At 67.7% G+C, this 20,852-nt stretch carries 22 protein-coding genes; 3 read left to right on the forward strand and 19 right to left on the reverse strand.

What is annotated here, in order from left to right; genetic code table 11:
- The first annotated feature begins 113 nt into the window (after positions 1-113).
- Together CLU95_RS03445 and CLU95_RS03450 are read left to right on the forward strand one after the other, a co-directional pair.
- Positions 114-1,799: a sensor histidine kinase gene (locus CLU95_RS03445; RefSeq protein ID WP_099790456.1), complete on the forward strand. Its 1,686-nt coding sequence runs from the start codon at positions 114-116 to the stop codon at positions 1,797-1,799.
- A 29-nt stretch (positions 1,800-1,828) separates the two neighbouring features.
- Entirely contained in the window at positions 1,829-2,524 is a 696-nt protein-coding gene (locus CLU95_RS03450) for a response regulator (RefSeq protein ID WP_099790458.1), read from the forward strand.
- Between the two features lie 36 nt (positions 2,525-2,560).
- On the opposite strand, the gene CLU95_RS03455 is transcribed toward CLU95_RS03450, so the two are convergent.
- The 18 genes from CLU95_RS03455 to CLU95_RS03535 form a co-directional block, all read right to left on the reverse strand.
- Positions 2,561-3,475: a type II secretion system F family protein gene (locus tag CLU95_RS03455; RefSeq protein ID WP_099790459.1), complete on the reverse strand. Its 915-nt coding sequence runs from the start codon at positions 3,473-3,475 to the stop codon at positions 2,561-2,563.
- Between the two features lie 12 nt (positions 3,476-3,487).
- The gene (locus CLU95_RS03460; protein ID WP_099790461.1) at positions 3,488-4,477 is read right to left on the reverse strand and encodes a type II secretion system F family protein; all 990 of its coding nucleotides are present in this window, start codon (positions 4,475-4,477) and stop codon (positions 3,488-3,490) included.
- Positions 4,478-4,486: 9 nt separating this feature from the next.
- The gene (locus tag CLU95_RS03465) at positions 4,487-5,857 is read right to left on the reverse strand and encodes a CpaF family protein (RefSeq protein ID WP_099790463.1); all 1,371 of its coding nucleotides are present in this window, start codon (positions 5,855-5,857) and stop codon (positions 4,487-4,489) included.
- A gap of 51 nt (positions 5,858-5,908) precedes the next feature.
- A complete protein-coding gene (locus tag CLU95_RS03470; RefSeq protein WP_099790465.1) occupies positions 5,909-7,060 on the reverse strand; it encodes an AAA family ATPase in 1,152 nt (383 codons plus the stop codon).
- A gap of 19 nt (positions 7,061-7,079) precedes the next feature.
- Positions 7,080-7,508, reverse strand: a complete 429-nt coding sequence (locus CLU95_RS03475; RefSeq protein ID WP_099790467.1) for a TadE/TadG family type IV pilus assembly protein — start codon at positions 7,506-7,508, stop codon at positions 7,080-7,082.
- Entirely contained in the window at positions 7,505-7,963 is a 459-nt protein-coding gene (locus CLU95_RS03480) for a TadE/TadG family type IV pilus assembly protein (RefSeq protein ID WP_099797095.1), read from the reverse strand. Before CLU95_RS03480 ends, CLU95_RS03475 begins: the two co-directional genes overlap by 4 nt.
- A gap of 5 nt (positions 7,964-7,968) precedes the next feature.
- A complete protein-coding gene (locus CLU95_RS03485) occupies positions 7,969-9,240 on the reverse strand; it encodes a pilus assembly protein TadG-related protein (protein WP_099790469.1) in 1,272 nt (423 codons plus the stop codon).
- Between the two features lie 45 nt (positions 9,241-9,285).
- A complete protein-coding gene (locus CLU95_RS03490; RefSeq protein WP_099790471.1) occupies positions 9,286-9,462 on the reverse strand; it encodes a Flp family type IVb pilin in 177 nt (58 codons plus the stop codon).
- 105 nt (positions 9,463-9,567) lie between these two features.
- Positions 9,568-9,777: a Flp family type IVb pilin gene (locus CLU95_RS03495; protein WP_099790473.1), complete on the reverse strand. Its 210-nt coding sequence runs from the start codon at positions 9,775-9,777 to the stop codon at positions 9,568-9,570.
- Between the two features lie 134 nt (positions 9,778-9,911).
- On the reverse strand, positions 9,912-10,205 hold the full coding sequence (locus CLU95_RS03500) for a hypothetical protein (protein ID WP_099790474.1): 294 nt from the start codon (positions 10,203-10,205) through the stop codon (positions 9,912-9,914).
- Between the two features lie 12 nt (positions 10,206-10,217).
- The gene (locus CLU95_RS03505) at positions 10,218-11,708 is read right to left on the reverse strand and encodes a type II and III secretion system protein family protein (RefSeq protein ID WP_373670004.1); all 1,491 of its coding nucleotides are present in this window, start codon (positions 11,706-11,708) and stop codon (positions 10,218-10,220) included.
- 92 nt (positions 11,709-11,800) lie between these two features.
- Positions 11,801-12,637, reverse strand: a complete 837-nt coding sequence (cpaB, locus tag CLU95_RS03510; protein ID WP_099790478.1) for a Flp pilus assembly protein CpaB — start codon at positions 12,635-12,637, stop codon at positions 11,801-11,803.
- A 33-nt stretch (positions 12,638-12,670) separates the two neighbouring features.
- Positions 12,671-13,255, reverse strand: coding sequence for an A24 family peptidase (locus CLU95_RS03515; RefSeq protein WP_099790480.1), 585 nt, complete (start codon positions 13,253-13,255; stop codon positions 12,671-12,673).
- 16 nt (positions 13,256-13,271) lie between these two features.
- The gene (locus tag CLU95_RS30830; protein WP_180288527.1) at positions 13,272-13,418 is read right to left on the reverse strand and encodes a hypothetical protein; all 147 of its coding nucleotides are present in this window, start codon (positions 13,416-13,418) and stop codon (positions 13,272-13,274) included.
- A gap of 256 nt (positions 13,419-13,674) precedes the next feature.
- Positions 13,675-14,892 (reverse strand): CaiB/BaiF CoA transferase family protein, encoded by a 1,218-nt coding sequence (locus CLU95_RS03520; RefSeq protein WP_099790482.1) that lies wholly within the window; start codon positions 14,890-14,892, stop codon positions 13,675-13,677.
- Positions 14,892-15,860, reverse strand: a complete 969-nt coding sequence (locus CLU95_RS03525; protein WP_099790484.1) for a Bug family tripartite tricarboxylate transporter substrate binding protein — start codon at positions 15,858-15,860, stop codon at positions 14,892-14,894. Before CLU95_RS03525 ends, CLU95_RS03520 begins: the two co-directional genes overlap by 1 nt.
- 36 nt (positions 15,861-15,896) lie before the next feature.
- Positions 15,897-17,036: an acyl-CoA dehydrogenase family protein gene (locus CLU95_RS03530; RefSeq protein WP_099790486.1), complete on the reverse strand. Its 1,140-nt coding sequence runs from the start codon at positions 17,034-17,036 to the stop codon at positions 15,897-15,899.
- Complete coding sequence (locus tag CLU95_RS03535; protein WP_099797096.1) at positions 17,033-18,190, reverse strand: acyl-CoA dehydrogenase family protein; 1,158 nt, start codon at positions 18,188-18,190, stop codon at positions 17,033-17,035. The genes CLU95_RS03530 and CLU95_RS03535 overlap by 4 nt, the downstream gene beginning before the upstream one ends.
- Positions 18,191-18,266: 76 nt before the next feature.
- Between CLU95_RS03535 and CLU95_RS03540 the strand changes: the two genes are divergently transcribed.
- Entirely contained in the window at positions 18,267-19,097 is an 831-nt protein-coding gene (locus tag CLU95_RS03540; RefSeq protein ID WP_099790488.1) for an IclR family transcriptional regulator, read from the forward strand.
- Positions 19,098-19,222: 125 nt separating this feature from the next.
- Here the strand turns inward: CLU95_RS03540 and CLU95_RS03545 are convergent, their stop codons facing one another.
- Positions 19,223-20,815 (reverse strand): DUF6351 family protein, encoded by a 1,593-nt coding sequence (locus CLU95_RS03545; RefSeq protein ID WP_099790490.1) that lies wholly within the window; start codon positions 20,813-20,815, stop codon positions 19,223-19,225.
- Between the last annotated feature and the right edge of the window lie 37 nt (positions 20,816-20,852).

Here is a 20,852-nt window from a genome sequence, read left to right on the forward strand (position 1 = left end):
CGTTGTGGTCTCAGGTAAGAAAAATGTATCCCAAACTGTCACAGCCGGGCTTCGTCGTCTCCACTGCGATCTCTCGCGGTGCCTGACATGGTTCATGCACAGGATGCATCCCCATGCGAGTTCGCGGCTCCGCCCCCAGCATCGACGCCAGCCTGGCGGCGGATGCACTCATGGTGGGACGCATGCGGCTCGTGCTGTCGATTTCGGCCCTGCTGGCGATCACGGTCGACGCCGCCGATAGCCACAACGAGGTTCCCGCAGCGGTCTGGCTGGCCTTCTTCGGCTACATCCTTCACAGCCTGCTGATCCACGTCTGCACGGCGGTGGGACGGCCCTACTTCCAGGGCAAGGCGATCCATTGGTCCGACGTGCTGTGGTTCACGCTGATCATGTCGGTGACCGACGGCACCCACAGCCTGTTCTTCCTCTTCTACTTCTTCGCGATCCTCACCTCCTCGTTCCGCTGGGGCTTCGAGGAAGGCGCCCGCGTGACGGTTGCCTCGGTGGCCTCGTTCGTTGCCTGCGTGCTGGTCACGTGCTCGGACGACACGCCGCAACTGCTGATGCGCACCGCCTTCCTGCTGGCACTGGGGCACATGATCGTGTACTGGGGCGGCTCCAAGCTGGCGCTGCAACGGCGCCTCGCATTGCTTGGCGACGTGAGCCAGCTGTCGAACCCGCGCTTCGGCGCCGGGCGCACCATCGCCCGCACGATGGAAAAGACGCTGGCCTTCTTCAAGGCCAGCCACTGCATCCTGCTCACGCGCGACCGCGCCACCGGCACCTGGACCCTGCGCACGCTGCGCGAGGACGACACCTGCGAGCAGGTGAGCATCGAGACCATCGGCCGCCTCGCGGAATCGCCGCTCATGGCCCTGGCGTCCGACAGCATCGTGCTGAGCAACCGCCTGCCCTGGCCCCTGAACCACCTGCGCGCGCAGCACCATGTCTTCGCAGCAGGTGCGACCGCCTGGCGCAGCGCCAACGAAAAAGGCGCGCAGCGCTGCGCCACCGTCGCCGCCATGCTGGAGGCCCGCGCGTTCATCAGCGCGCCGCTGCCGATGCGCCTGGGCGAAGGCCGGGTGTTCATCTCGTCGCGCGACGGACGGCTCGGCAAGTCCGACGCGTTGTTCCTCGCGCACCTCATGGAGCAGATCTTCCCGATCATCGAGACCATCGAGGTGCTCGACCGCATGGCCTCGGAAGCCGCGTCGACGGAGCGCCTGAAGATCGCGCTCGACCTGCACGACACGGCCATCCAGCCCTACATCGGCCTGCGCATGGGCCTGTGCGCACTGCGCAAGCGGGCCACCGCCGACAACCCGCTGCGCGAAGACCTCGACAAGCTCGCGGACGTGGCCGACGGCGTGATCGCCGACCTGCGCCGCTACGCCGGCGAAGTCAGGCACCGCACCAACGATCCCGGCGGACTCGTGCGGCCCCACCTGGAACGCCAGGCCGCGCGGATCAAGGGCCTGTACGGCATCGACATCGACATCGTGATGGCCATCGACGCCCCGCTGCACCTGGACGACCGCGTGACCGCGGAGCTGCTGCAGATGGTGAGCGAGGGGCTGAACAACATCTGCAAGCACACCCATGCGCGCCGCGGCAGCGTGCGCATCGACTGCAAGAACGGCCAGCTGGCGTTGTGCATCGAGAACGAAGCCTGCCAGGAAAGCTTCACCCCCTTCCACCCCCGCTCCCTCACCGAGCGCGCCGCGGCCCTGGGGGGCCAGGCGCATGTCGACCGATGCGCGAATGGCGGCACGGCGGTGCGGATCGAAATCCCGATCTGACCGCGCCGCAGACACAGGAGAAATCCGTCATGCAAACCCTCGACCACCTTGACCACCCTATTGCCGTCCTGCTCGTGGACGATCACAAGACCATGCTGTGGGGCCTGTCCAAGCTGATCGACGGCGAACAGCCGCGCATGAAGGTGGTCGGCACGGCCAGCTGTTGCGACGAAGCGGTGGCCACGGCGCAAAGCCTCGCGCCCGATGTCATCGTGCTCGACCTGGACCTGGACGGCCACAGCGCGCTGGACATCCTGCCCCGGCTGCTGACCAACGAGGTGTCGCGCGTGATGGTGCTGACGGCGGAGAAAGAGCAGCGCACGCTCGACCTGGCCGTGCTGCGCGGCGCGCGTGGCGTAGTGGGCAAGGACGCCTCGGCGCAGCAGCTGCTCGACGCCATCGAGCGCGTGTCCCGCGGCGAACTCTGCGTCGACGCGCAGACCATGGGCCGCGTCTTCTCCGAACTCACGTCGGCGAAGAAGCCGCCGAAGGCCGACCCCGAAGCGGCGCGGCAGGCCGCGCTGACGCACAAGGAACGCGAGATCATCCGCATCGTCGTGACCGGCTGCGGCGCCTCCAACAAGGCGCTCGCCGAGCGCGCCTTCGTCACTGAGCACACGCTGCGCAACCACCTGTGCGCGATCTACCAGAAGCTGGGCGTCACGAACCGGCTCGAGCTGTACATCTACGCGATCAAGCACCAGCTCGACACGCTGACGCACTGAATCGCTGCAACGGCGCGTGGCATGCGCGCCCCTCCCTCACAGCTGCCCGTTCAACATCGGCACGATCATCCGGATCACCCGGATTGCCGCCGGCGTGAGGATCACGAGCGAGATGCACGGAAAGATGCACAGCACCAGCGGCAACAGCATCTTGGTCGGCACCTTGGCGGCCAGCTCCTCGGCGCGCACCTGGCGCTTGTGGCGCAGGTCGTCCGAGAACACGCGCAGCGACTCCCCGATGCTGGTGCCGAAGCGGTCCGCCTGGGTCAGCATGGTCGCGAAGGTGCTGATTTCTTCCACGCCCGTGCGCAGCGCCAGGTTGCGCAGCGACTTCTCGCGCGTGCCGCCCGCACGCATTTCCAGGTTGGTCCAGTGCAGCTCCTGCGCGAGCGCCTGGCTCTTGATCTGGATTTCCTCGGTGACCTTGGCAAGCCCCGCGTCCAGCCCGAGCCCCGCCTCCACGCACACCAGCATGAGGTCGGCGGCGTCGGGAAAGTTCTCGAAGATCTCGCGGCGCCGCGCGCGAATGCGCAGGCGCAGCAGCAGGTTGGGCAGGTAGCAACCGGCCAGCGCGGCCAGCGCGAGCCACAGCAGCATCGTCATGCCGCCCTCCGACCCCGTCGCGCGCAGCATGAGGAATGCGACAGCCGCGAGGCCCAGCGGCAGCAGTGTCTTCAGGCCGAAGTAGACGAGGTACGCATCCGGATGGCGGATGCCGGCGTTCAGGAAGCGCACGCGCAGCGGCGACAGGTCGGCGTCGCCGGTCGGGGACGACAGCTGCGCGAACGGGCCGACGAGCTTGACGGCCGTCTCGGTCCAGGCCGACTTGCCGGACGACGGCGCCACCGCCTGCAGCCGCTGCGCGGTGCGCGTCGGGGACAGCCACACCGCCAGGCCGATGACCGCCAGCGACACGGACAGAAAAACCAGGATGGGAAACAGCATGGCCATGGCACTTCTCCTTCAGACGCGAATCTTCACGATCTTGCGCAGGAGCAGGATGCCTATGAGCATCAGCACCAGCATGTAGCGCAACACCGTCTGGCCGATCGGATCGGTCCACAGCGGCGACATGAACTCAGGGTTGAAGATGTTCATGAGCGCCGCCAGGGCGAACGGCATGACGCCCAGGATCCAGGCCGACAGCCGCCCTTCGGACGACAGCACCCGCACCCGCGCGAGCAACTTGAAGCGCGCGCGGATGAGCCGGCTCAGGTTGCCCAGCACCTCGGTGAGGTTACCGCCCGAATCGCGCTGAATCAGCACCGACACCACGAAGTAGCGCAGGTCGGTGAGCGGCACGCGCTCGCTGAGGTTGGTCAGCGCCTGCTGCAGCGAGACGCCGAAATTCACCTCGTCGGCCACCAGGCGGAACTCGCTGGCGATCGGCTCTGGCATTTCCTCGCCGATCATCTGCACGCCGCTGGCAAAGGAGTGGCCCGCGCGCAGGGCGCGCGTCACGAGATCCAGCGCGTCCGGCAGCTGCTTTTCGAGGCGCTCCAGCCGGTGGCTGCGCTGATGCTGCAGGTACAGGACAGGAAGCGCCGCCGCCACGGCCCCGGCCAAAAGCGCCATTGCCACGGGCTGGCGCGCCAGCCACACGGCGCAGAACGCGAACACGCCCAGCACACCGCAGGCCAGCAGAAAGCTGGACACCGTCCAGTCCAGCCCCGCTTGAAGGATGAAACGGTCCAGACGGTGCGCCCGCGGCAACGCCAGCAACTGGCGCTGCATCCAGGGCACGTCGCTGAGCATGCGCTCCTTGGCGAGATGCGCCTGCGGCGTGCGGTCGACCGCGGCGGACATCGCCTGCAGCCGCTTCTCGATCTTGCGCGCGTCGGGCCCCTTGTAGGACCGCCACAGCAGGTAGAACCCTTCGATCATGAGCAGCGCGGTCACGAAGACCAGCACCGTGACCGTGATCAGCGTGTCACCTCCCAGCTTGTCGAACATGGCGAGCTCCTATTCGTAGTGCTTTTCAGGATCGAAGATGCTGTCGGGCAGATCCACGCCGTACGCGTGCAGCCGCTCCATGAACTTCGGCCGGACACCGGTCGCGTGGAAATGGCCGCGCACCTGGCCGTCGGGGCCCATGCCCGTCTGGTGGTAAGTGAAGATCTCCTGCATGGTGACGATCTCGCCTTCCATGCCCGTGATCTCCTGGATGCTGGTGACCTTGCGCCGCCCGTCGACCAGCCGCAGCACCTGCACCACCACCGTGATCGCCGAGGCGATCTGCTGGCGCACGGTGCGGTGCGGCAGGTTCAGGTTCGCCATGCCGATCATGTTTTCCAGCCGCGCCAGCGCATCGCGCGGCGTGTTGGCGTGGATGGTGGTGAGCGAGCCTTCATGGCCGGTGTTCATCGCCTGCAGCATGTCGACCGCCTCGGCGCCGCGCACTTCGCCAATGACGATGCGGTCGGGCCGCATGCGCAGCGCGTTGCGCACCAGCGCCCGCTGCGTGATCTCGCCCTTGCCCTCGATGTTCATCGGCCGCGTTTCCATGCGCGCCACGTGCGGCTGCTGCAGCTGGAGTTCCGCCGCATCCTCGATGGTGATGATGCGTTCGGTCTCCGGAATGAAGCCCGAGAGAATGTTCAGCAGCGTGGTCTTCCCTGCCCCGGTGCCGCCCGAGATCAGCATGTTGACCTTGGCCTGCGCCAGGCCTTCGAGCATCTGCGCCATCGGCGGCGTGAGCGATTTGAGATCGCCCACCAGGTTGGCCATGCGCAGCGGAATCTTCGCGAAGCGACGGATCGACATCATCGGACCGTCGAGCGCCACCGGCGCAATGACGGCATTGACCCGCGAGCCGTCGGGCAACCGCGCATCGACCATGGGGCTGGACTCGTCGATGCGACGCCCCACCAGCGAGACGATCTTGTCGATGATGCGCAGCAGGTGCTTCTCGTCGGTGAAGCTCACGTTGGTCAGCTCCAGCCGCCCTCGGCGCTCCACGTAGATCTGGTCCGGCGAGTTGACCAGGATGTCCGACACCGTCGGGTCGGCCATCAGCAGCTCGATCGGCCCGAAGCCCAGCATCTCGTGCTGGATGTCGCGGATCAGCGTGCGCCGCTCGATGTCGTTGAGCGCCTCGGGTTCTTCCTGCAGAAGCCGCCCGACCATGGTCGAGATTTCCTGCCGCAAGGCGTCGGGCTGGAGGGTTTCGAGCGCCGCCAGGTCGAAGCGCTCCAGCAGCTTCAGGTGCATGCGCTCCTTCAGCAGCTTGTAGGTGTCCGAGGCGAAAGGCGACGCGGTCAGCTCGACGACCGGCCCCGCCGGCCGCGCGCCGGCATCGCCGTCGATTGCATTGAGTTGGTCCCTGAATGACATGGTTGGCACCTCCGCCTGGGTATGGATGGGAATCCGCTGCGTCGCCCTGTCTCATGCACGGCGGAACAGCCGCCCCATGAAGCCGTGCGCCGCTTCCGGGCGCGGACTGAGCGTGTGGGCGATCTCGTCGAGGCGCTTGGCGAGCGCGCTGCCGCGCGACATCTCCGCCAGCGGCACGCCGCGGTTGATGGACGCGTCCACGTCCTTGCCGCCGTCCGGCACCGCCGTGAACGTTGCGCCGGGCAGCGACCGGCGCATGTCCGACAGCCCGATCTCGCCGCCGCCGGTGCTGCGGTTCACCAGCAGTTCGACCTTGCCGGGGGCGTAGCCGAGCGACTTGAACACCTGCATCAGGCGCGTCACGTTGCGGATGTGCGGCAGGCTGGTCTGCAGCACGGGAAAGATGTGCTCCGCGCGATCGAGCACGCGCAGCGTGAGCGTGTCGATGCGCGGGCCGAGGTCGAAGATCACGAAGTCGTACTGCCCGAGTGCCACCTGCAGGATGGCATCGATGTGCTCGGCCTTGACGTCCATCGCGCGCGCTAGGTCCTCGGGCGCGGGCAGGATGCTGAAGCTCGGCGACACGCGCACCACGCTCGCCGCCAGCAGCGAGGCATCGAGGCGCCCGATGTCGCGCGCCACGTCGGCCATCGTCGAGGTCGGGCGCAGGTCGCTCACATACGACAGCGCGTCGCCGAACTGCAGGTTCAGGTCGATCAGCAGCACCGAGCGCTCGCGCGACAGCTGGTAGGCGATGTTGGTCGCAAGAAAGGTCGCACCGCTGCCGCCCTTGCAGGGCATGAACGCCACCACCCGCCCGGGACTGCGCGCCTGCGAACCGGACATCTTGAGCGCGATGCGGCCGACGGCGGCCTCGAGCGCGGCGGTGTCGGCGGGCGACGGCAGCACCTCGCGCACGCCCGCGCGCATCGCGTGGATCAGGAACTCGGGCGTCTGCATCGCGCACAGCAGCACCACCGCCACCGCCGGATGCCGCAAGGTCAGCGCCTCCACCAGCGAGAGTTCCTGCGGATCGCAGCACATGCCGTCGACCAGCAGCAGGTCGGGCGCGACCTTTTCTACGACCGCCTGCATGCGGCTCTTGCCGCCTTCGAAGAGCGACACGGCATGGCCGCGCGGCTCCAGCACCTTGCGCATGTCCTGCAGGTGGTTCGGATTGGGGGAAACGATGGCGATCTTCATGGTCGTGTCCGGTGTGTTGCTAGGAACAGATGGCCGCGCTGTTCGGATCCCTGCGCATGACCTCGCGCGGCAGGTACGTGGAGAACCCGGGCATGGGGATCAGCGGCGCCGCGGCGCCGACGATGGGAGAAATCCACTGGTAGTTCAGGCCGGTGATGCTGACGGTGACACCCTGGCACGTGGCAGCCGTGCAGCCCGAAGGCGCCCACGTCACCGACACCGTGTTGATCTGCGGCAGCAGCACCTGCATCCGGGCGAGCACCTGGGCCTGGTAGGCGGTGTCGTCGCACACCACCGCATACCGGGCTCCCGCGCGCGTGGCCTCCTGGGCCGCATTCCACATGAACAGCATGCGCGAGAAATCGACGATGCCCAGAACGAGCATCAGGAAGATGAGCAGGCCCAGGGCGAATTCGACGGTGGTCGCGCCGTTGACGTGGTGTCTCATGACGGAGCCCTCATGGTGGCGGTGATGTCGCTGAAGACGATGTTGCCGTTCGCACCGGCGAAAGCGACACCCATCACCGAAGGGAACAGCGAATGAAAGGCGTAGCTGCTGACGCGCACCGTGACCGTGGTGATGATCGGGTTGGCCCCTGCCGCCTGCCAGGTGCAGCAGCTGCCGGCGGGCACGTTCGAAAGGCTCAGCCCGCGTGCCAGCGGTGTTCCGGTGCCGGCGGTGTTGCCGTACACGATCAGGTTGCGCGCCTCGGCGACGTGCGTGTTGGGTGTCTGCACCGACAGGTAGCGCACCGCGTCGCGGGTTGATTTGACGACCGTGTTGTACTCGTACACCGCACGGCCGAACTCGGTGGTGATGAAGGTCAGCAGCAGCAGCAGCGGCGTGATGAGCGCCAGCTCGATCAGTGCGGTGCCATGCTGGGTGCGACGGGACTTTTTCATGATGCTCACCTCACCAGGACCGGAACCAACGGGCCTGCCGATCCACCGGCCAGCCCGCCGGTGGTGCAGGGGCTGCCTGTGGCTCCCGCGTTGCTGAGGAATTCCAGCTGCGTGTCGGTCATCGGAATGCTCAGCGGCTGCAGCATCAGCATGCAGAGGTAGTCGATCACGCGGTTGCCGCCGTCGATGACCGGCACCGTGACGAAGCGGCGGTCCAGGCCGTACTGCATGTGGCCTCCGGCCACGTTGCCGGGATTGGCCAGCTTCTGGAAACTGTTGAGCGACAGCCCGGTGATCGACTCGCAGCTGTTCGCGCCCTTCACCTTGGTGCCGGTGTCGGCGCAGGAAGCAAAGGCGGCCCGCTTGGTCACGAAGTTCTGGGCGGTCGGATCTGCGCCAGCACCTGGCGTGCCGGCATAGGCATTGAACTTCGCGGGCCAGTTGAGCGCGGTGTAGGCATAGCCGGTGTAGTCGGGCCTGTCCACGCTCGGATCGCCGCTGTTCTTGTAAATGCCGAAGCGATAGTTCCAGGTGTCGGCCACCGAGGTCTGCACGCCGGGGGTGCCGATCGTGTCGCCCACCTTGGCGCCACAGCGGCCGTTGAGTTCGGCTTCGGTTTCCGAGGCGCTGTTGCTGCCGTCGAGGTTGGCCCAGCCGATCTGGCCGCCCGTGGCAGCGTTCTGCGCCATGATCAGTGTCACCCATTCGCCGACGACAAAGCCGTAGTTCGGCGCCGTGTTGCCCGGCTTCGGCTTCGCTGCGACCGGAATGGGGCATGCAGTCTGTGCGCTCGCGCGGGTGGCGACCGCGCTCGCCGCCACGCTGCGTGTCGCGGGGTTGCCGGCGGTATCGCCCGAGAAGGCGCCGATGGCCTGCATCAGCCACATTCTGATGTTGGGCTGGCTGTGCACGCATTGCGCGTAGACGGCCGCGGTGGGAACGCTCGTGGGCGCATAGGAAGCGTCGCGGAACGTGATTTCAGTGGCCACGATCTGGCCTTGCCCGCCCCAGGTGGCCGACTGCATGTTCACCCGGTTCGCGTTGCCGGCCGTCTGGCCGGCGCTCATGCCCCGCGTGATCGCCGAGCTCGATTTATCGAGCTCGCGCGCCGCAGCCAGCGCGCAACTGTCGACCGCCGTCTGCAGCTCGGTCCTGACGATGAACAAATGGCCGAAATCGAGCGCAATGCCCATGAAGCCGAGCAGGAACAGCAGGAGCAGCGCGGCCGTGATGATCATCGCGCCACGCTGGCGGCGGGGGGAGCGGCGGGCTTTCATGATCGATCCTCGGTCTGGACGATGAAAAAGAAGATGCCCGGCGCGTCACGCGCAACCGTTCCCGGCCAGGCAATCGGCCACGCGGGTGAGCACGGCGTCGATGCTCGCCGAGATCGTCCCCGGTTGCAGCGCGATCACCAGCGCAATGGAAATGACGGCAATGATCAAGGCGTACTCGACCACCTGGGCGCCGTCCTCGTCTGCCAGCAATGTCTTGAACATGGTGATGACCCCGTTTCGTTGTGTTGGAAGGTCTCGCAAAGGCATAGGGAACTGCGGAAGGAGGCGAGCCTCGAGGAAAAGCCCGCCTCCTCCGCAACACGCGCCTCAGGGGCAGCTGGTCCCGCTCAGGCAGTTGGTCACGTGCGTGATGAAGGTGGAGAACCCACCGCCGTTGGCCGTGAGGGCCTTCAGGGCAACGACCAGTGCAATCGAGACGACCGCGATGATCAGCGCGTACTCGACGACCTGAGCACCTTCTTCGTCGCGCAGCAATCCGCTCGCGGATTGACCGATGGTCTGGAAAAACTTGTTCATGGCTCTTTCCTTTCAAGGTATGGACTACAGAAAATCAGGTTGAAAAAACAAGGGGGTCGAATGTCATGCGTGTCGTGGCGTTCTCCTTTCCATGCGGAAGTTGGTGCGGAACGGGTCCGCAGGATTGCGGTCTTTCATTTCCCCGAGCCGCCGCTCTGGCTACCGATGCCGCCTCCGATGTTGATGACGTTGACCACCGGCGGCGGCGTCTTGTAGGACTCCTGGTACTGCACCATCGCCTCGCGCGATGCGCGGCCGTCCATGCCTGTGACCGGGTCGCCGTTCTTGCCGGCGTTCGGGTTCAGCGTCATCTTCTTCTTGGCGTCCCGCACCGCGTCGCCGAAGCGCGCGTCATAGTTGGGCGTGACGCTCGAGCAGCCGGTCGCCAGAAGGCATGCAAGCGCAAGGGTGGTGGATCTGATGAACATGGCGTGTGCTCCTCACGGGGTTTCGCTGGCCGGGGCGGCCGGGGCCGGGGTGCTGCTTTCGAGGGCCCCGTTGAGGTAGACCTCGGCGCGGCTGGGCAGGACGTGGTTGTCGGTCGGCACGCGCGGCGACTGGGCCAGCGGACGCACCAGGCGCGGCGTGATGACGAACATCAGCTCGGTCTGCTCGTTCTGGAACTCGGTGCTGCGGAACAGCGCGCCCATCACCGGCACTTCGCCGAGCCCCGGGAAACGCTTGATCGCCTCCGTCGCGTTGCTCTTGATGAGCCCTGCGATGACAAAGCTCTGGCCGTCGTTGAGCTGCACCGTGGTGTCGGCACGCCGCACCGTGAGCGACGGCAGCACGGACGTCACGCCCCCGACCGTGGTGAAGGGCGAGCCGGTCTGCGACAGGTCCGACACCTCCGACACCATCTTGAGGTTGATGCGGTCGCCGTTGAGCACGGTCGGCATGAACTTCACGCCGATGCCGAACTCCTTCTCTTCCAGCGTGATGGTGCTTCCGTTGGTGCCGCCACCGGTTTGCGCCACTGGAATGAAGATCTTGCCGCCCGACAGGAAGCTGGCCTGCTGGCCGCTGATGGCCATGATGTTGGGCTCTGCAAGAACGCGCACCAGCCCGTCGTCCTTCTGGCCGTCGATGGTCACGGCGGTGCGGCCGATGCGCAGCGCCTGGACCAGCCCGCCGCCCGCGCTCAGGAAGTTGGAGATGAGCGAGTAGTTGTTCGCCCCCCCGCCACCCGTGCGCGCCAGGCCGACGCGTGCGCCCAGCCGGTCGAGCAGGGTCTTGCTGACCTCGGCGATCTTCACTTCGAGCATCACCTGCTGGGACGTTCCGACGCGCAGCAGGTTCACCACCTTCTTGCCTTCGGCGCCGTAGGCCGAGGCCAGGTTCATCACGTCGTCGAGCTTCAGCGCGTCGCTGACTTCGCCGGTGAGCACGATGGATCGTTCGGCGCTGCGCACGCGGATGCCGCGCTCCTCGGGCATCAGCTCGGCCAGCTTGGCCTGCAGCGCCCCGGGATCGATGGTGACGATCACGTCCTTGATGTGGCAGGTGCCGTCGGCACTCTGGAGCACGACGTTCATCGAGCCGGCCTGCCGGCCGCGGAAGAACAGGTCGGTCGGGCTCAGCAGCGTGACCTCGATGTCGCCGACGCCGTCGGTGCGGGCCGCGGGTGGCGCCGCCACGGGCGCCGCACCCTGGGGGGCTGCCGCCGGCGCGGGCGCCTGGCTCTGGGGCTGCGGCTGGCCGCTGACCACGATGCGCACCGCGCGCGCCTTCAACGGAATGACCACCGACTTGCCGAGCACGGCATAGGTCGGCTCGTCGTCCGGAATGATGGCGGTGCAACGCCGGCTGCCGGATGCATTGCCGCTGGCCGCGGCCGCGGGTCGCGCCGCAGCGGGCGCGGCGGCGGCAGCGGCAGTGGCGGCGGGCATGGCGGCCGTGACCGGGGCGGTTGCCACGACCTCCGCGGCCATGGCGGGGGCCGCCACTGTCGCGAGGGTCGCCAGCAGACGGGCGATGGTGGTGGTGGTGAGTGGGCGCACTTGGTGTTCCTCCTGACGGACGATCAGAAACAGGTGACCGAACGGGAGGCGCTCTGGATCACCTCCACGCATTCGGAAGACCGCTGGGCGGCGGGCGCCGCACGCTGCATACGCGGGCGGACCGGTGCCGCGGTCGAGACCGGCACGATGTCCTTCTTATCGCCGAACAACTGCCCCTTGGTGATGCCCAGGGTGGCCACGGTGGTCTTGTCCATCTGGTTGCGAAGCACCAGCGACAGGGTGCCCACGCTGCGTGCCAGGTCGAGCTTCTCGGAGTCTTCGAGCGAGAGCTCGAGCGTCACAGCGCTCACGACCTTCGGCTTGGTATCGTCGCGGTTGGCCTCCTGGGCCACGGCCAGCACCAGCACTTTCTCGAGCACGGTCTTGCTGATCTGCAGCGCGTCTTCGCCGCGTCCCTTGTCCTGCTGGGCGTTGACCATCACGTCGACGTAGTTGCCCGGCAGCGCGAAGCCGGCGACGCCGACGACGTCGTTGACGCGCACCGTCATGGCCCGCTTGCCGCTGGCGATCACCGCCGACAGCCCGCCCTGCGTGCCCACCGGCGCCAGCTTGCCCTCCATGAGCGCTTCGCCGCGCAGCACGCCGACCTTCACCACGCGGTCGTTCAGCGCCTTGATGTCGCTGAAAGCGCCGTTCGGTATCGAGCCGCTGGGCCAGTCGACCGTGGACAGCATCTGCGCGTTGACGCGGCTGCCCAGGTCGATGTCGACGGCGGCCACCACGACCTTGTTGGACGCGATGCCGCTTTGCCGGGAGATCCAGCCGGTCGCGTAAACCGCGGCCGCCAGCCCGAACAGCAGGGCCAGAAAGATCAGCCCGATCGCCTTGATGTTCTTCATACGAACCTCCGCCAGGGGTGAAACATGTAGGAGCTAGACAAAGCCCAGCTGGTGCGCCAGCACTTGGACCACCGTGCCCGCCGCAATGCACAGGCCATAGGGCAACTTGCCCACGGACTGGCCCGCCTGCAGGCGCCCGTCGGGCCGCACGCCCACGATGCTGGAAATGAACATGCCCTGCGCCGCGGTCTTGACGTTGCCGAGCATGTGGACCAGGCGGCGGCGATGGATCGCGAAGGCCAGCGCCGCGACACCGCCCGCAATGAAAGTGAAGAGCACGGCCATCAGCGTCTGCTGGGGCCCGAGGAAGGCCCCGGTCATCGCCATCAGCTTGACGTCGCCCGCACCCATGATCCCCAGCGCATAGAACGGCAGCATCGCGGCGAAGCCCACGCCCAGGCCACCGAAGGCGGCGAGTGCACCGGATGACGGCGTGCGTGCCGCCATCGTCCCGTAGATGAGGGCGAAGAACGCGCCACCGAAAGTCAGCCAGTTGGGAATGCGGTAGGAGCGCCAGTCGCTGACAGCCGCCACGCCGAGCAGCGCGAAGAGCGCCAGCATGCGCACGTCGGTCGCCAGCATCGCGAGCAGTTCCAGGACAGCGTTGAATTCCTGCATGGCGGGCTCCCCGTGTTCAGGCGCTGCGCCGCAGGGCGAGCAGCAGCAGAAGCACCACGACCATCACCAGCGCACCGATCAGCGCGAACTCCATGAACGACATGCCGGCGTCTTCGCGCAGCAGGCTCAGGGCGGTTCTGGGCAGAACTTCGAGCGGTTCCATGCGGCTTCCCCGGTGGCGGTGACCGGCCGAAACCGCTGGCCTTCCCGGCGTGGGAAGAAGCGTTCGGCATGGGGATGACTGTAGGAATCGGGCCGCTTTCGCGCATGAGCGGAGCGCCCTTTTCTGGGGGGGTCAGGCGCCCCGCGGTGGCGCGGGGGCGGGCATGACAAAAGGCCTGCCCAACGTGGTGCAGATGCGAACGGTTCTCCGCATCCGGCCGCGCGGTCGCGGGCGTCGCCGCGACCGCAGACGCTCTTCAGATCACCTGCGCTTCACGCAGTGCTTCGAGCTGCGCCTCGCCCAGGCCCAGCTCGCCATACACCTCGACGTTGTGCTGCCCCGTGCGCGGCCCGGTGCCAGCCGGTCGCACGCCTTCGCGCCCCACGAAGCGCGGCACCGCCGCCGGTGCAGGCACCGTGCCGAACTGCTCGTCGGGCACGTCGATGAAGGCGCCGCGTGCCTGCATGTGCGGGTCGGCCTGCAGGTCGGCAATCGAATACACCTTGCTGTAGGGCACGTCTTCGCGGTCCAGCCGCACGGCCAGTTCCGCGAACGGGAGGCTGCTGCACCAGTCGGCAATGATGCGGTCGAGCGCTTCGAGGTGACGGATGCGCGCGGCGTTGTCGGCAAAGCGAACGTCGGTGAGCAGGTCTTCGCGATCGATCGCGCGGCAGATGCGCGCGAAGATCGGCCCGCCCGTGCCCACCAGCGTGAACCACACGCCGTCGAGCGCGCGGAACACATTGGAAGGCGCGGTGTAGGTGGCGCGCGAGCCGGTGCGCTCGCGCACCACGCCGCCGATGCGGTGCTCGGCCGCCAGCGGATCGAGCAGGCGCGACATCGCCTCCGTGGCCGACAAGTCGATCTCGGCGCCCCGCTGCTGATCGCGCGGCAATGCGTTGCGCTCGGCCAGCGCGGTGCTGATGGCGAAGGCGCCGAACAACCCAGCCACCACATCGCCCAGCGGGTAGTTCATGTGCTGCGGCGGGCCGCCGGGTTCGCCGGTCAGGTGCGTGAAGCCGCTCATCGCTTCGAAGATGCGGGCAAAGCCCGGCCGGCGCGCATAGGGGCCGGTCTGGCCGAAGCCCGTGAGGCGCAGCACGATGAGGCGCGGGTTGGCCGCATGCAGCGTGGCGATGTCCAGGCCCCAGCCGTCGAGCGTGCCGGTGCGGAAGTTTTCCACCAGCACATCGAAGCCGGCGATGAGCTGCAGGAACAGCGCGCGGCCCTCGGGCTTGCGCACGTCCAGCGAGATGCCCTTCTTGCCGCGGTTGGCGGTCTTCCAGAACAGCGGATGGCCTTCGTGCACCGGCGTCAGCCCGCGCAGCGGATCGCCGCCGCCCGGCAGTTCGAGCTTGACGACGTCGGCGCCCATGTCGCCGCACAGCGTGGCCGAGAACGGCGCCGCGAGCACGGTCGCCATGTCGAGGATGCGCACCCCATGCAGGGGGGCGTGGTCGGCAGGCTGGCCCATCAGTTGCCCTTCAGGTCGACGCGCTTGAGCACGGGGTCCCATAACTTGCGATCGGCGGCGATGCGTTGGCCGTAGGCGGGCAGCGACGGATCGAGCGCGGCCGCGCCCAGCTTGGCCAACTTGTCCTTCACCGCCGGCAAGGCCTTGGCCAGCGCTGCGCGCAGCGGACGCATCACCGCATCGGGCGTGCCCTTGGGCGCAACGATGCCCACCCACAGGCCACTGTCGAAGCCCTGCAGGCCCAGCTCGGAGAAGGTGGGCACGTCGGGCGCCGAAGGCGAGCGCGTGCGGCCGGTCTGCGCCAGGATGCGGATCTGCCCGCTGCTCATGTAGGGCAGCGTGCCGCCGAGGTTGTTGCACATCACCGGGATGTGGCCGGCGATCAGGTCGTTCACCGCCGGCGCGTTCCCCTTGTAGGGCACGTGCTGCATCTTGATGCCGGCCTGGTGGTTGATCATTTCGCACACCAGGTGCGACGGCGTGCTCGGGCCCGCCGAGCCGAAGGCGAGTTGGCCCGGCTTGGCCTTGTCGGCGGCGATGAGCTCGGGCAGCTTCTGGTACGGCGTCTTCGCGTTGACCGCGATCACGTTGGGCAGGTCGGCCACCAGGCCCACGGGCACGAAGTCGTCCACCGGGTTCCAGTTGAGCCCCTTGTGCACGTAGGGCAGGAAGATGTTGGTCAGGCCCGCCATGAGCAGCGTGTAGCCGTCGGGCGCGGACTTGGCCACTTGCTCCGAGCCGATGAGGCTGCCGGCGCCGGGCTTGTTCTCCACGATGACCGGCTGGCCCAGCGCATGGCCCAGTTCCAGCGCCACCTCGCGCGCCACCAGGTCGGTGCTGCCGCCGGCGGGGAAAGGCACCACCAGCTTCACGGGGCGGTCGGGGAAAGCAGCCACGGCCAGCGAGCCGGCCAGGCTGAGCGCAAGGCCTGCGGCCAGGTGCGAAAGTGTCTTGGTCAAGGACGTCATCGTCAGTCTCCAGTTTCTGTGTGTGTGTTCAGCGTGTCAGTGAGTGAGGAAGCGGCGGCCGAGCGTGGCGCGGTGCAGCTCGGAAGCGCCGTCGTAGATGCGGAACGGCCGCAGCTCGCGCACGATGAGGGCGATGGGCGCGTCTTCGGACATGCCCAGTGCACCGCACATTTGCGCCGCGCGGTCGGCCACGCGGTTCAGGGCTTCGGACACGAAGACCTTCGTCATCGCCGACTCGGTCTTCACCGACGAGCCCTCGTCCATGCGGCGCGCGCAGTCCAGGCTCATGAGGCGGCTGGCATGCAGGTCGATGTGGCAGTCGGCCACCATCGCCTGGATCTGCTGCAGATCGGCCAGCCGATCGCCGAAGGACGTGCGCTCGCACACGTAGGCCTGCGCGATCTCGAGCGCGCGCCGCGCACGGCCCATGAGCCGCAGGCAGTGCGACAGGCGCGCAGGCTCCAGCCGCTGCTGCGCCTCGGCGAAGCCCGAGCCCACCTCGCCGAGCACCGCGTCGCCACTCACTCGGCAGGCCGTGAAACGCAGCTCGCCGTGACCGCCGACGGCGAACGGGTCGATGGCCTTGATGGCGCGCACCAGCGCAAGGCCCGGGTTGTCCATGTCGACGATGAACTGCGTGGAGCCCTCGTCCGTCTGCGCCAGCACGATGCAGAAGGCCGCGCCCACCGCGCCGGTGATGAACCACTTGTGGCCGTCGATGACCCACCCGTCACCCTCGCGCCGCGCGGTGGTGCGAAGCATCGACGGATCGGAGCCCGCGCCGGGGGCCGGTTCGGTCATCGCGAAGCAGGAGCGGATGCGGCCCTCGGCCAGCGGGCGCAGGTAGCGCTGTTGCTGCGCGGGCGTGCCCCGGCGCAGCAGGCTGATCATGTTGGGCTGGTCGGGCGCCGCGCAGTTCAACGCGGCCGGACCGAGGTAGCTGCGCCCGGCCTCCTCGAACACCGCCGCGCGCTCGACCCACGACAGGCCCAGCCCGCCCTCCTCCGCCGGCATCTGCGGCAGGTACAGCCCCAGCTCGCGCGCGACCGGGCGCAGCTGCGACAGCGCGGCGTCCAGCGCCAGCGGGTCGTGCACATGGGCGTTCGATTCGAGCGGAATGCAGTGCTGCTCGACGAAGTCGCGCACCCGTGCCGGAAGGTCGACGCGCACGTTCATCGCGTGCCCGCCTCGCGCAGCGCCAGCTTGGCGATGTTCAACTGATGGATCTGGCTCGTGCCCTCGTACAGACGGAACAGGCGCACGTCACGGTAGTAGCGCTCGATGGGGCTGAAGTCGGCCACGTAGCCCGAACCGCCGAACATCTGCACCGCACGGTCGGCCACGCGACCGCACATCTCGGACGCGAAGTACTTGCACATCGAGGCCGACATCGCCACGTCTTCGCCGCGATCGCGCGCACGCGCGGCTTCGAGGATCATCGAGCGCGCCGCGTAGATGTCGGTGCGGCTGTCGGCAATCATGGCCTGCACCAGCTGGAAGTCGGCCACCGCCTGGCCGAACTGGTTGCGGCCGCTCGTGTGCGCCATGGCCAGGTCCAGCATGCGGATGGCTGGGCCCGTGCACAGCGCCGCCAGGTGCAGGCGCTGCTTGTTGAGCACCTTCATCACCGTCTGGAAGCCCGCGCCCTCGCGCCCACCGATGAGCTGGTCGGCATGCACGCGGCACTCGTTGAAATGCACGTCGGACACGAACGAGCCGGCCTGTCCCATCATGCGGTAGGGCTCGCCCGTCGTGAGACCCGGGCCGCGCTCGACCAGAAACGCCGACACGCCCTTGCTGCCCTTCGAGCCTTCTTCGGTGCGGGCGATGACGGTGAACACATCGGCCACCGGCGCGTTGGTGATGAAGCGCTTGCTGCCGTTGAGCACGTAGTGGTCGCCCTCGCGGCGCGCGGTGGTCCGCACATTGCTCGCCTCCGAGCCGGCCTCGGGCTCCGTGAGCGCCAGGCAGCCCGTGAGTTCGCCCGTGGCCATGCGCGGCAGCCAGCGCTGCTTCTGCGCCTCGGTGCCGTCGGCCACCAGCGCTTCGGAGCCGATGCCGGTGTTGGTGCCCACGCGGGCACGCAGCGCCACCGACGACTGCGACAGCTCCATCGCGCACAGCACGAGCTCCTCGGTCGTGAGGCCCAGGCCGCCATACGCTTCGGGAATGCTCCAGCCGAAGTAGCCCTTGCGCCGCAACTCGTCGACCACCTCGGGCGGGATGTCGTTCTCGCGGCTGACCTGTTCTTCCAGCGGATGCCAGCGTTCGCGAACGAAGGCGCGGATGTCGGCCCGCAGGGCCTCGAAGTGGGGGGTGTCTCGGATCATGGTGAGCGCGACTGTAGGAAGCAGGTCCACAATCACCGGCACTGAATTTCAATTATTGAAACTGCGATTCACACCCATGCCTCGCCCCACCCAGAATCGCCGCCAGCCCATGAAGGACTCCGACGACCTGCGCCGGGTACGCGACGAAGACCCGTACTTTGCCGGCACCCTGGCCAAAGGCCTGCTCATCCTGCAGACTTTTGTGAGCGACCCGCGCGCGCACGCCAACAGCGAGTTCGCCACCAAGCTGGGCCTGCCGCGCCCGACCGTCTCGCGCCTGTGCCGCACCCTGTTGGCCATGGGCTTCCTGGACCACGACGAGCGGCTCGACCGCTACTTCATCGGCCCGGCCGCCGTGGCGCTGTGCTACCCCTACGTCATCAACACGCCCCTGCTGGCCATGCTGCGCCCGGCCATGCAGCAGCTGGCCGACCGCATCGAGGGCGCGGTCTCGGTCGGCGTGACCAACGACCTCGACGTGGTCTACCTGGAAACCTGTGCCCACGAAGGCGGCACCTTGAAGCGCCCCGGCGTGGGTGCCGTGCGCGGCATCGTGGAAACCGCCATGGGCCGTGCGTGGCTGGCGCAATTGCCCGCGGGTGAACGCCAGGAGTTCCTTGCCCGCGTGAAGCGCGAGCGGCCTGAAGAGCATGCACGCTGCATGGAAGGCGTGCGCGAGAGCGTCGCGAACTACGCCAAGCGCGGCTTCGCGATCAACCTGGGCGATTCAGGGTTTGGCGTGCTTGCTGCGGGCGCCGCGGCACGCGTTCGCTACGGACCGCGGCGGCTGCTGTTCAACTGCGCGGTGCCGGGGTTTCACTGGAAGAAGTCGCAGCTGCTGGACACGATCGGGCCGGGGCTGGTGCAGCTGGTGGGGGCGGCGGATCGGCAGTCGGGGTTGCGGTGAGGCGACGCAGGTCGCGGATCTGCTAGTGCGTCGGCGGGACCAGCGTGGCTTGCTGGCCCGCACCGAATTCGAAGCGCACACCCGGATTCACCGGCGACGCATCCGCGTACGCAGCGCCACGGCGCCTAGCCAGGTGACGTGCATGTGAAGCTGGACGCTGCGTCAGGATCGCCGGCACCGTTGTACTTCGGAAACTGCGGATATCTGCACATCGGCCGCTGCATGCCCTTGGCCGGCTCGACGCTGCGCGTGGCGACGATCTCGCGGGCGCTGGGACGGGTGCCAGTTTCGATCCAGTCGAACATCGGGGTGACGAGGTCGACGCTGTCCGGGCCCTTGCCGCCGTCCGGTGTGGCGGCGCAGTGGTCGTTGCCTGCCAGCACGTAGTACTCGACGAACCGGTCGGCCGCGGCCTGCCCGCCCGCTGCGGCGACGACCTTGCTGTAGTAGTCCGTGGTGTTGTTCTGCGTGATCAGCCAGTCGGTGGTGCCATGCATGAGCAGCATCTTGCCGTTGCGGGCCCGAAAGCCGCTCAGGTCGGGGTTGACTGCATCGATCAGGCGCGCGAGGTGGTCGAGCCGGTTCGTGTACTGCAGGGGGTCGACTTTCAGTGGGTCTGCGGACGGGTCCTGCGCCACAAAGAACTTCATGTAGTCGCCGCCGAGAACCTGGAAGGTGGTGCCTCCGATGGCCTGCCATGACGCGTCGTCGGCGGTCTCGCCGCCGACATAGGGAAAGGCCGGCCATGTGTAGCGGCCACCCGCCACATCGGTGGGTTCATACAGGACCTTGGCGGACGCCAGCTGCGCGTCGGTCAGGCAAGAGTCGGCGTCGGCGCCCGTGCATCGGAGCTGGGCCAGGTCGGGCTTGCAGGCCTCGGGGTGGCTGATGATGCCGTCCTTCAGGCCGTCGAGCGCATCGCATTGGGACTGCATGAAGTTCGCGAGCGTCTTGACCTTCGGGATGCTCAGGCCCGCCTCGGGCTGGGCCAGCTGCTTGAGTATTTTTTGATACCAGAGGAACTGGCCCGTGTAGGCATTGGCCGGGGCGCGCGCAATCACGCCGTCGAACAGATCGGGATGCCGTTGCGCCTGGATCAACGCCTGGCGCCCGCCGCCCGAACAGCCCTCGTAGACAAACTTCGAGCGCCCGACCGATTCGCCGTAGCGCGAGCGGAGCACGGCCTTCGCCGATGCAAGCACCTTGGGCACGGCACCGTCCGCGTAGTCCTGAAGCAACTGAGAGTCCATGGCGAAGGAACCGTTGGGGTGTTTGGCTGCGTCGTGCCCGTGGTTCGTCGCGATGGTGGCGTAGCCACTTTCCGCGACGCCGGGGCTGTAGGCGCTGGGGTAGATGGCGCCGTCGAAGCCGCCGCCGCCGATGAACAGGACACGCTGGTTCCAGCTGCTGGGCAGCTTGACTTCAAACGCGAGCTCCGGCGGCAACTCGCCGCGCACGGTGCAGGTCTCAGGCGCGGTGTCTGTCTGGGGCGTCAGCGTCGCTTGCGTGATCGTGGCGCCTTCGAAGATCCGGTTCAGGAAGCTGTTGCATGCGGCCTGCGCGCTTCCGGTGGCGGACGGGAACAGCGCAGGTGGCGCGCTGCCGCCGCCACCGCTACCGCCGCCGCAGGAAGCAAGCAGCGCCGCAGCAGCCACCACGGACCACGAGGTGATGCGCCGGTGGGTGTCGCGCCGACATGTGAGAGGGGCCATCTTCATTTTTTGTCTCCTTGTTGGGGCAATGCCCCCGTGAACG

Origin of the sequence: Variovorax sp. 54, assembly GCF_002754375.1 — a bacterium.
GTDB lineage: Bacteria > Pseudomonadota > Gammaproteobacteria > Burkholderiales > Burkholderiaceae_C > Variovorax.

Coding starts and splice junctions, on each gene's coding strand:
- CLU95_RS03480 (WP_099797095.1), bottom strand. CDS start 7,963: ATGAAAAAGTCCCGTCGCACCCAGCATGGCACCGCACTGATCGAGCTG.
- CLU95_RS03540 (WP_099790488.1), top strand. CDS start 18,267: ATGCCTCGCCCCACCCAGAATCGCCGCCAGCCCATGAAGGACTCCGAC.
- CLU95_RS03490 (WP_099790471.1), bottom strand. CDS start 9,462: ATGTTCAAGACATTGCTGGCAGACGAGGACGGCGCCCAGGTGGTCGAG.
- CLU95_RS03460 (WP_099790461.1), bottom strand. CDS start 4,477: ATGTTCGACAAGCTGGGAGGTGACACGCTGATCACGGTCACGGTGCTG.
- CLU95_RS03455 (WP_099790459.1), bottom strand. CDS start 3,475: ATGGCCATGCTGTTTCCCATCCTGGTTTTTCTGTCCGTGTCGCTGGCG.
- CLU95_RS03445 (WP_099790456.1), top strand. CDS start 114: ATGCGAGTTCGCGGCTCCGCCCCCAGCATCGACGCCAGCCTGGCGGCG.
- CLU95_RS03495 (WP_099790473.1), bottom strand. CDS start 9,777: ATGAACAAGTTTTTCCAGACCATCGGTCAATCCGCGAGCGGATTGCTG.
- CLU95_RS03500 (WP_099790474.1), bottom strand. CDS start 10,205: ATGTTCATCAGATCCACCACCCTTGCGCTTGCATGCCTTCTGGCGACC.
- CLU95_RS03515 (WP_099790480.1), bottom strand. CDS start 13,255: ATGCAGGAATTCAACGCTGTCCTGGAACTGCTCGCGATGCTGGCGACC.
- CLU95_RS03545 (WP_099790490.1), bottom strand. CDS start 20,815: ATGAAGATGGCCCCTCTCACATGTCGGCGCGACACCCACCGGCGCATC.
- CLU95_RS03485 (WP_099790469.1), bottom strand. CDS start 9,240: ATGAAAGCCCGCCGCTCCCCCCGCCGCCAGCGTGGCGCGATGATCATC.
- CLU95_RS03450 (WP_099790458.1), top strand. CDS start 1,829: ATGCAAACCCTCGACCACCTTGACCACCCTATTGCCGTCCTGCTCGTG.
- CLU95_RS03505 (WP_373670004.1), bottom strand. CDS start 11,708: ATGGCCGCGGAGGTCGTGGCAACCGCCCCGGTCACGGCCGCCATGCCC.
- CLU95_RS03530 (WP_099790486.1), bottom strand. CDS start 17,036: ATGAACGTGCGCGTCGACCTTCCGGCACGGGTGCGCGACTTCGTCGAG.
- CLU95_RS30830 (WP_180288527.1), bottom strand. CDS start 13,418: ATGGAACCGCTCGAAGTTCTGCCCAGAACCGCCCTGAGCCTGCTGCGC.
- CLU95_RS03465 (WP_099790463.1), bottom strand. CDS start 5,857: ATGTCATTCAGGGACCAACTCAATGCAATCGACGGCGATGCCGGCGCG.
- CLU95_RS03520 (WP_099790482.1), bottom strand. CDS start 14,892: ATGGGCCAGCCTGCCGACCACGCCCCCCTGCATGGGGTGCGCATCCTC.
- CLU95_RS03525 (WP_099790484.1), bottom strand. CDS start 15,860: ATGACGTCCTTGACCAAGACACTTTCGCACCTGGCCGCAGGCCTTGCG.
- CLU95_RS03470 (WP_099790465.1), bottom strand. CDS start 7,060: ATGAAGATCGCCATCGTTTCCCCCAATCCGAACCACCTGCAGGACATG.
- cpaB (WP_099790478.1), bottom strand. CDS start 12,637: ATGAAGAACATCAAGGCGATCGGGCTGATCTTTCTGGCCCTGCTGTTC.
- CLU95_RS03535 (WP_099797096.1), bottom strand. CDS start 18,190: ATGATCCGAGACACCCCCCACTTCGAGGCCCTGCGGGCCGACATCCGC.
- CLU95_RS03475 (WP_099790467.1), bottom strand. CDS start 7,508: ATGAGACACCACGTCAACGGCGCGACCACCGTCGAATTCGCCCTGGGC.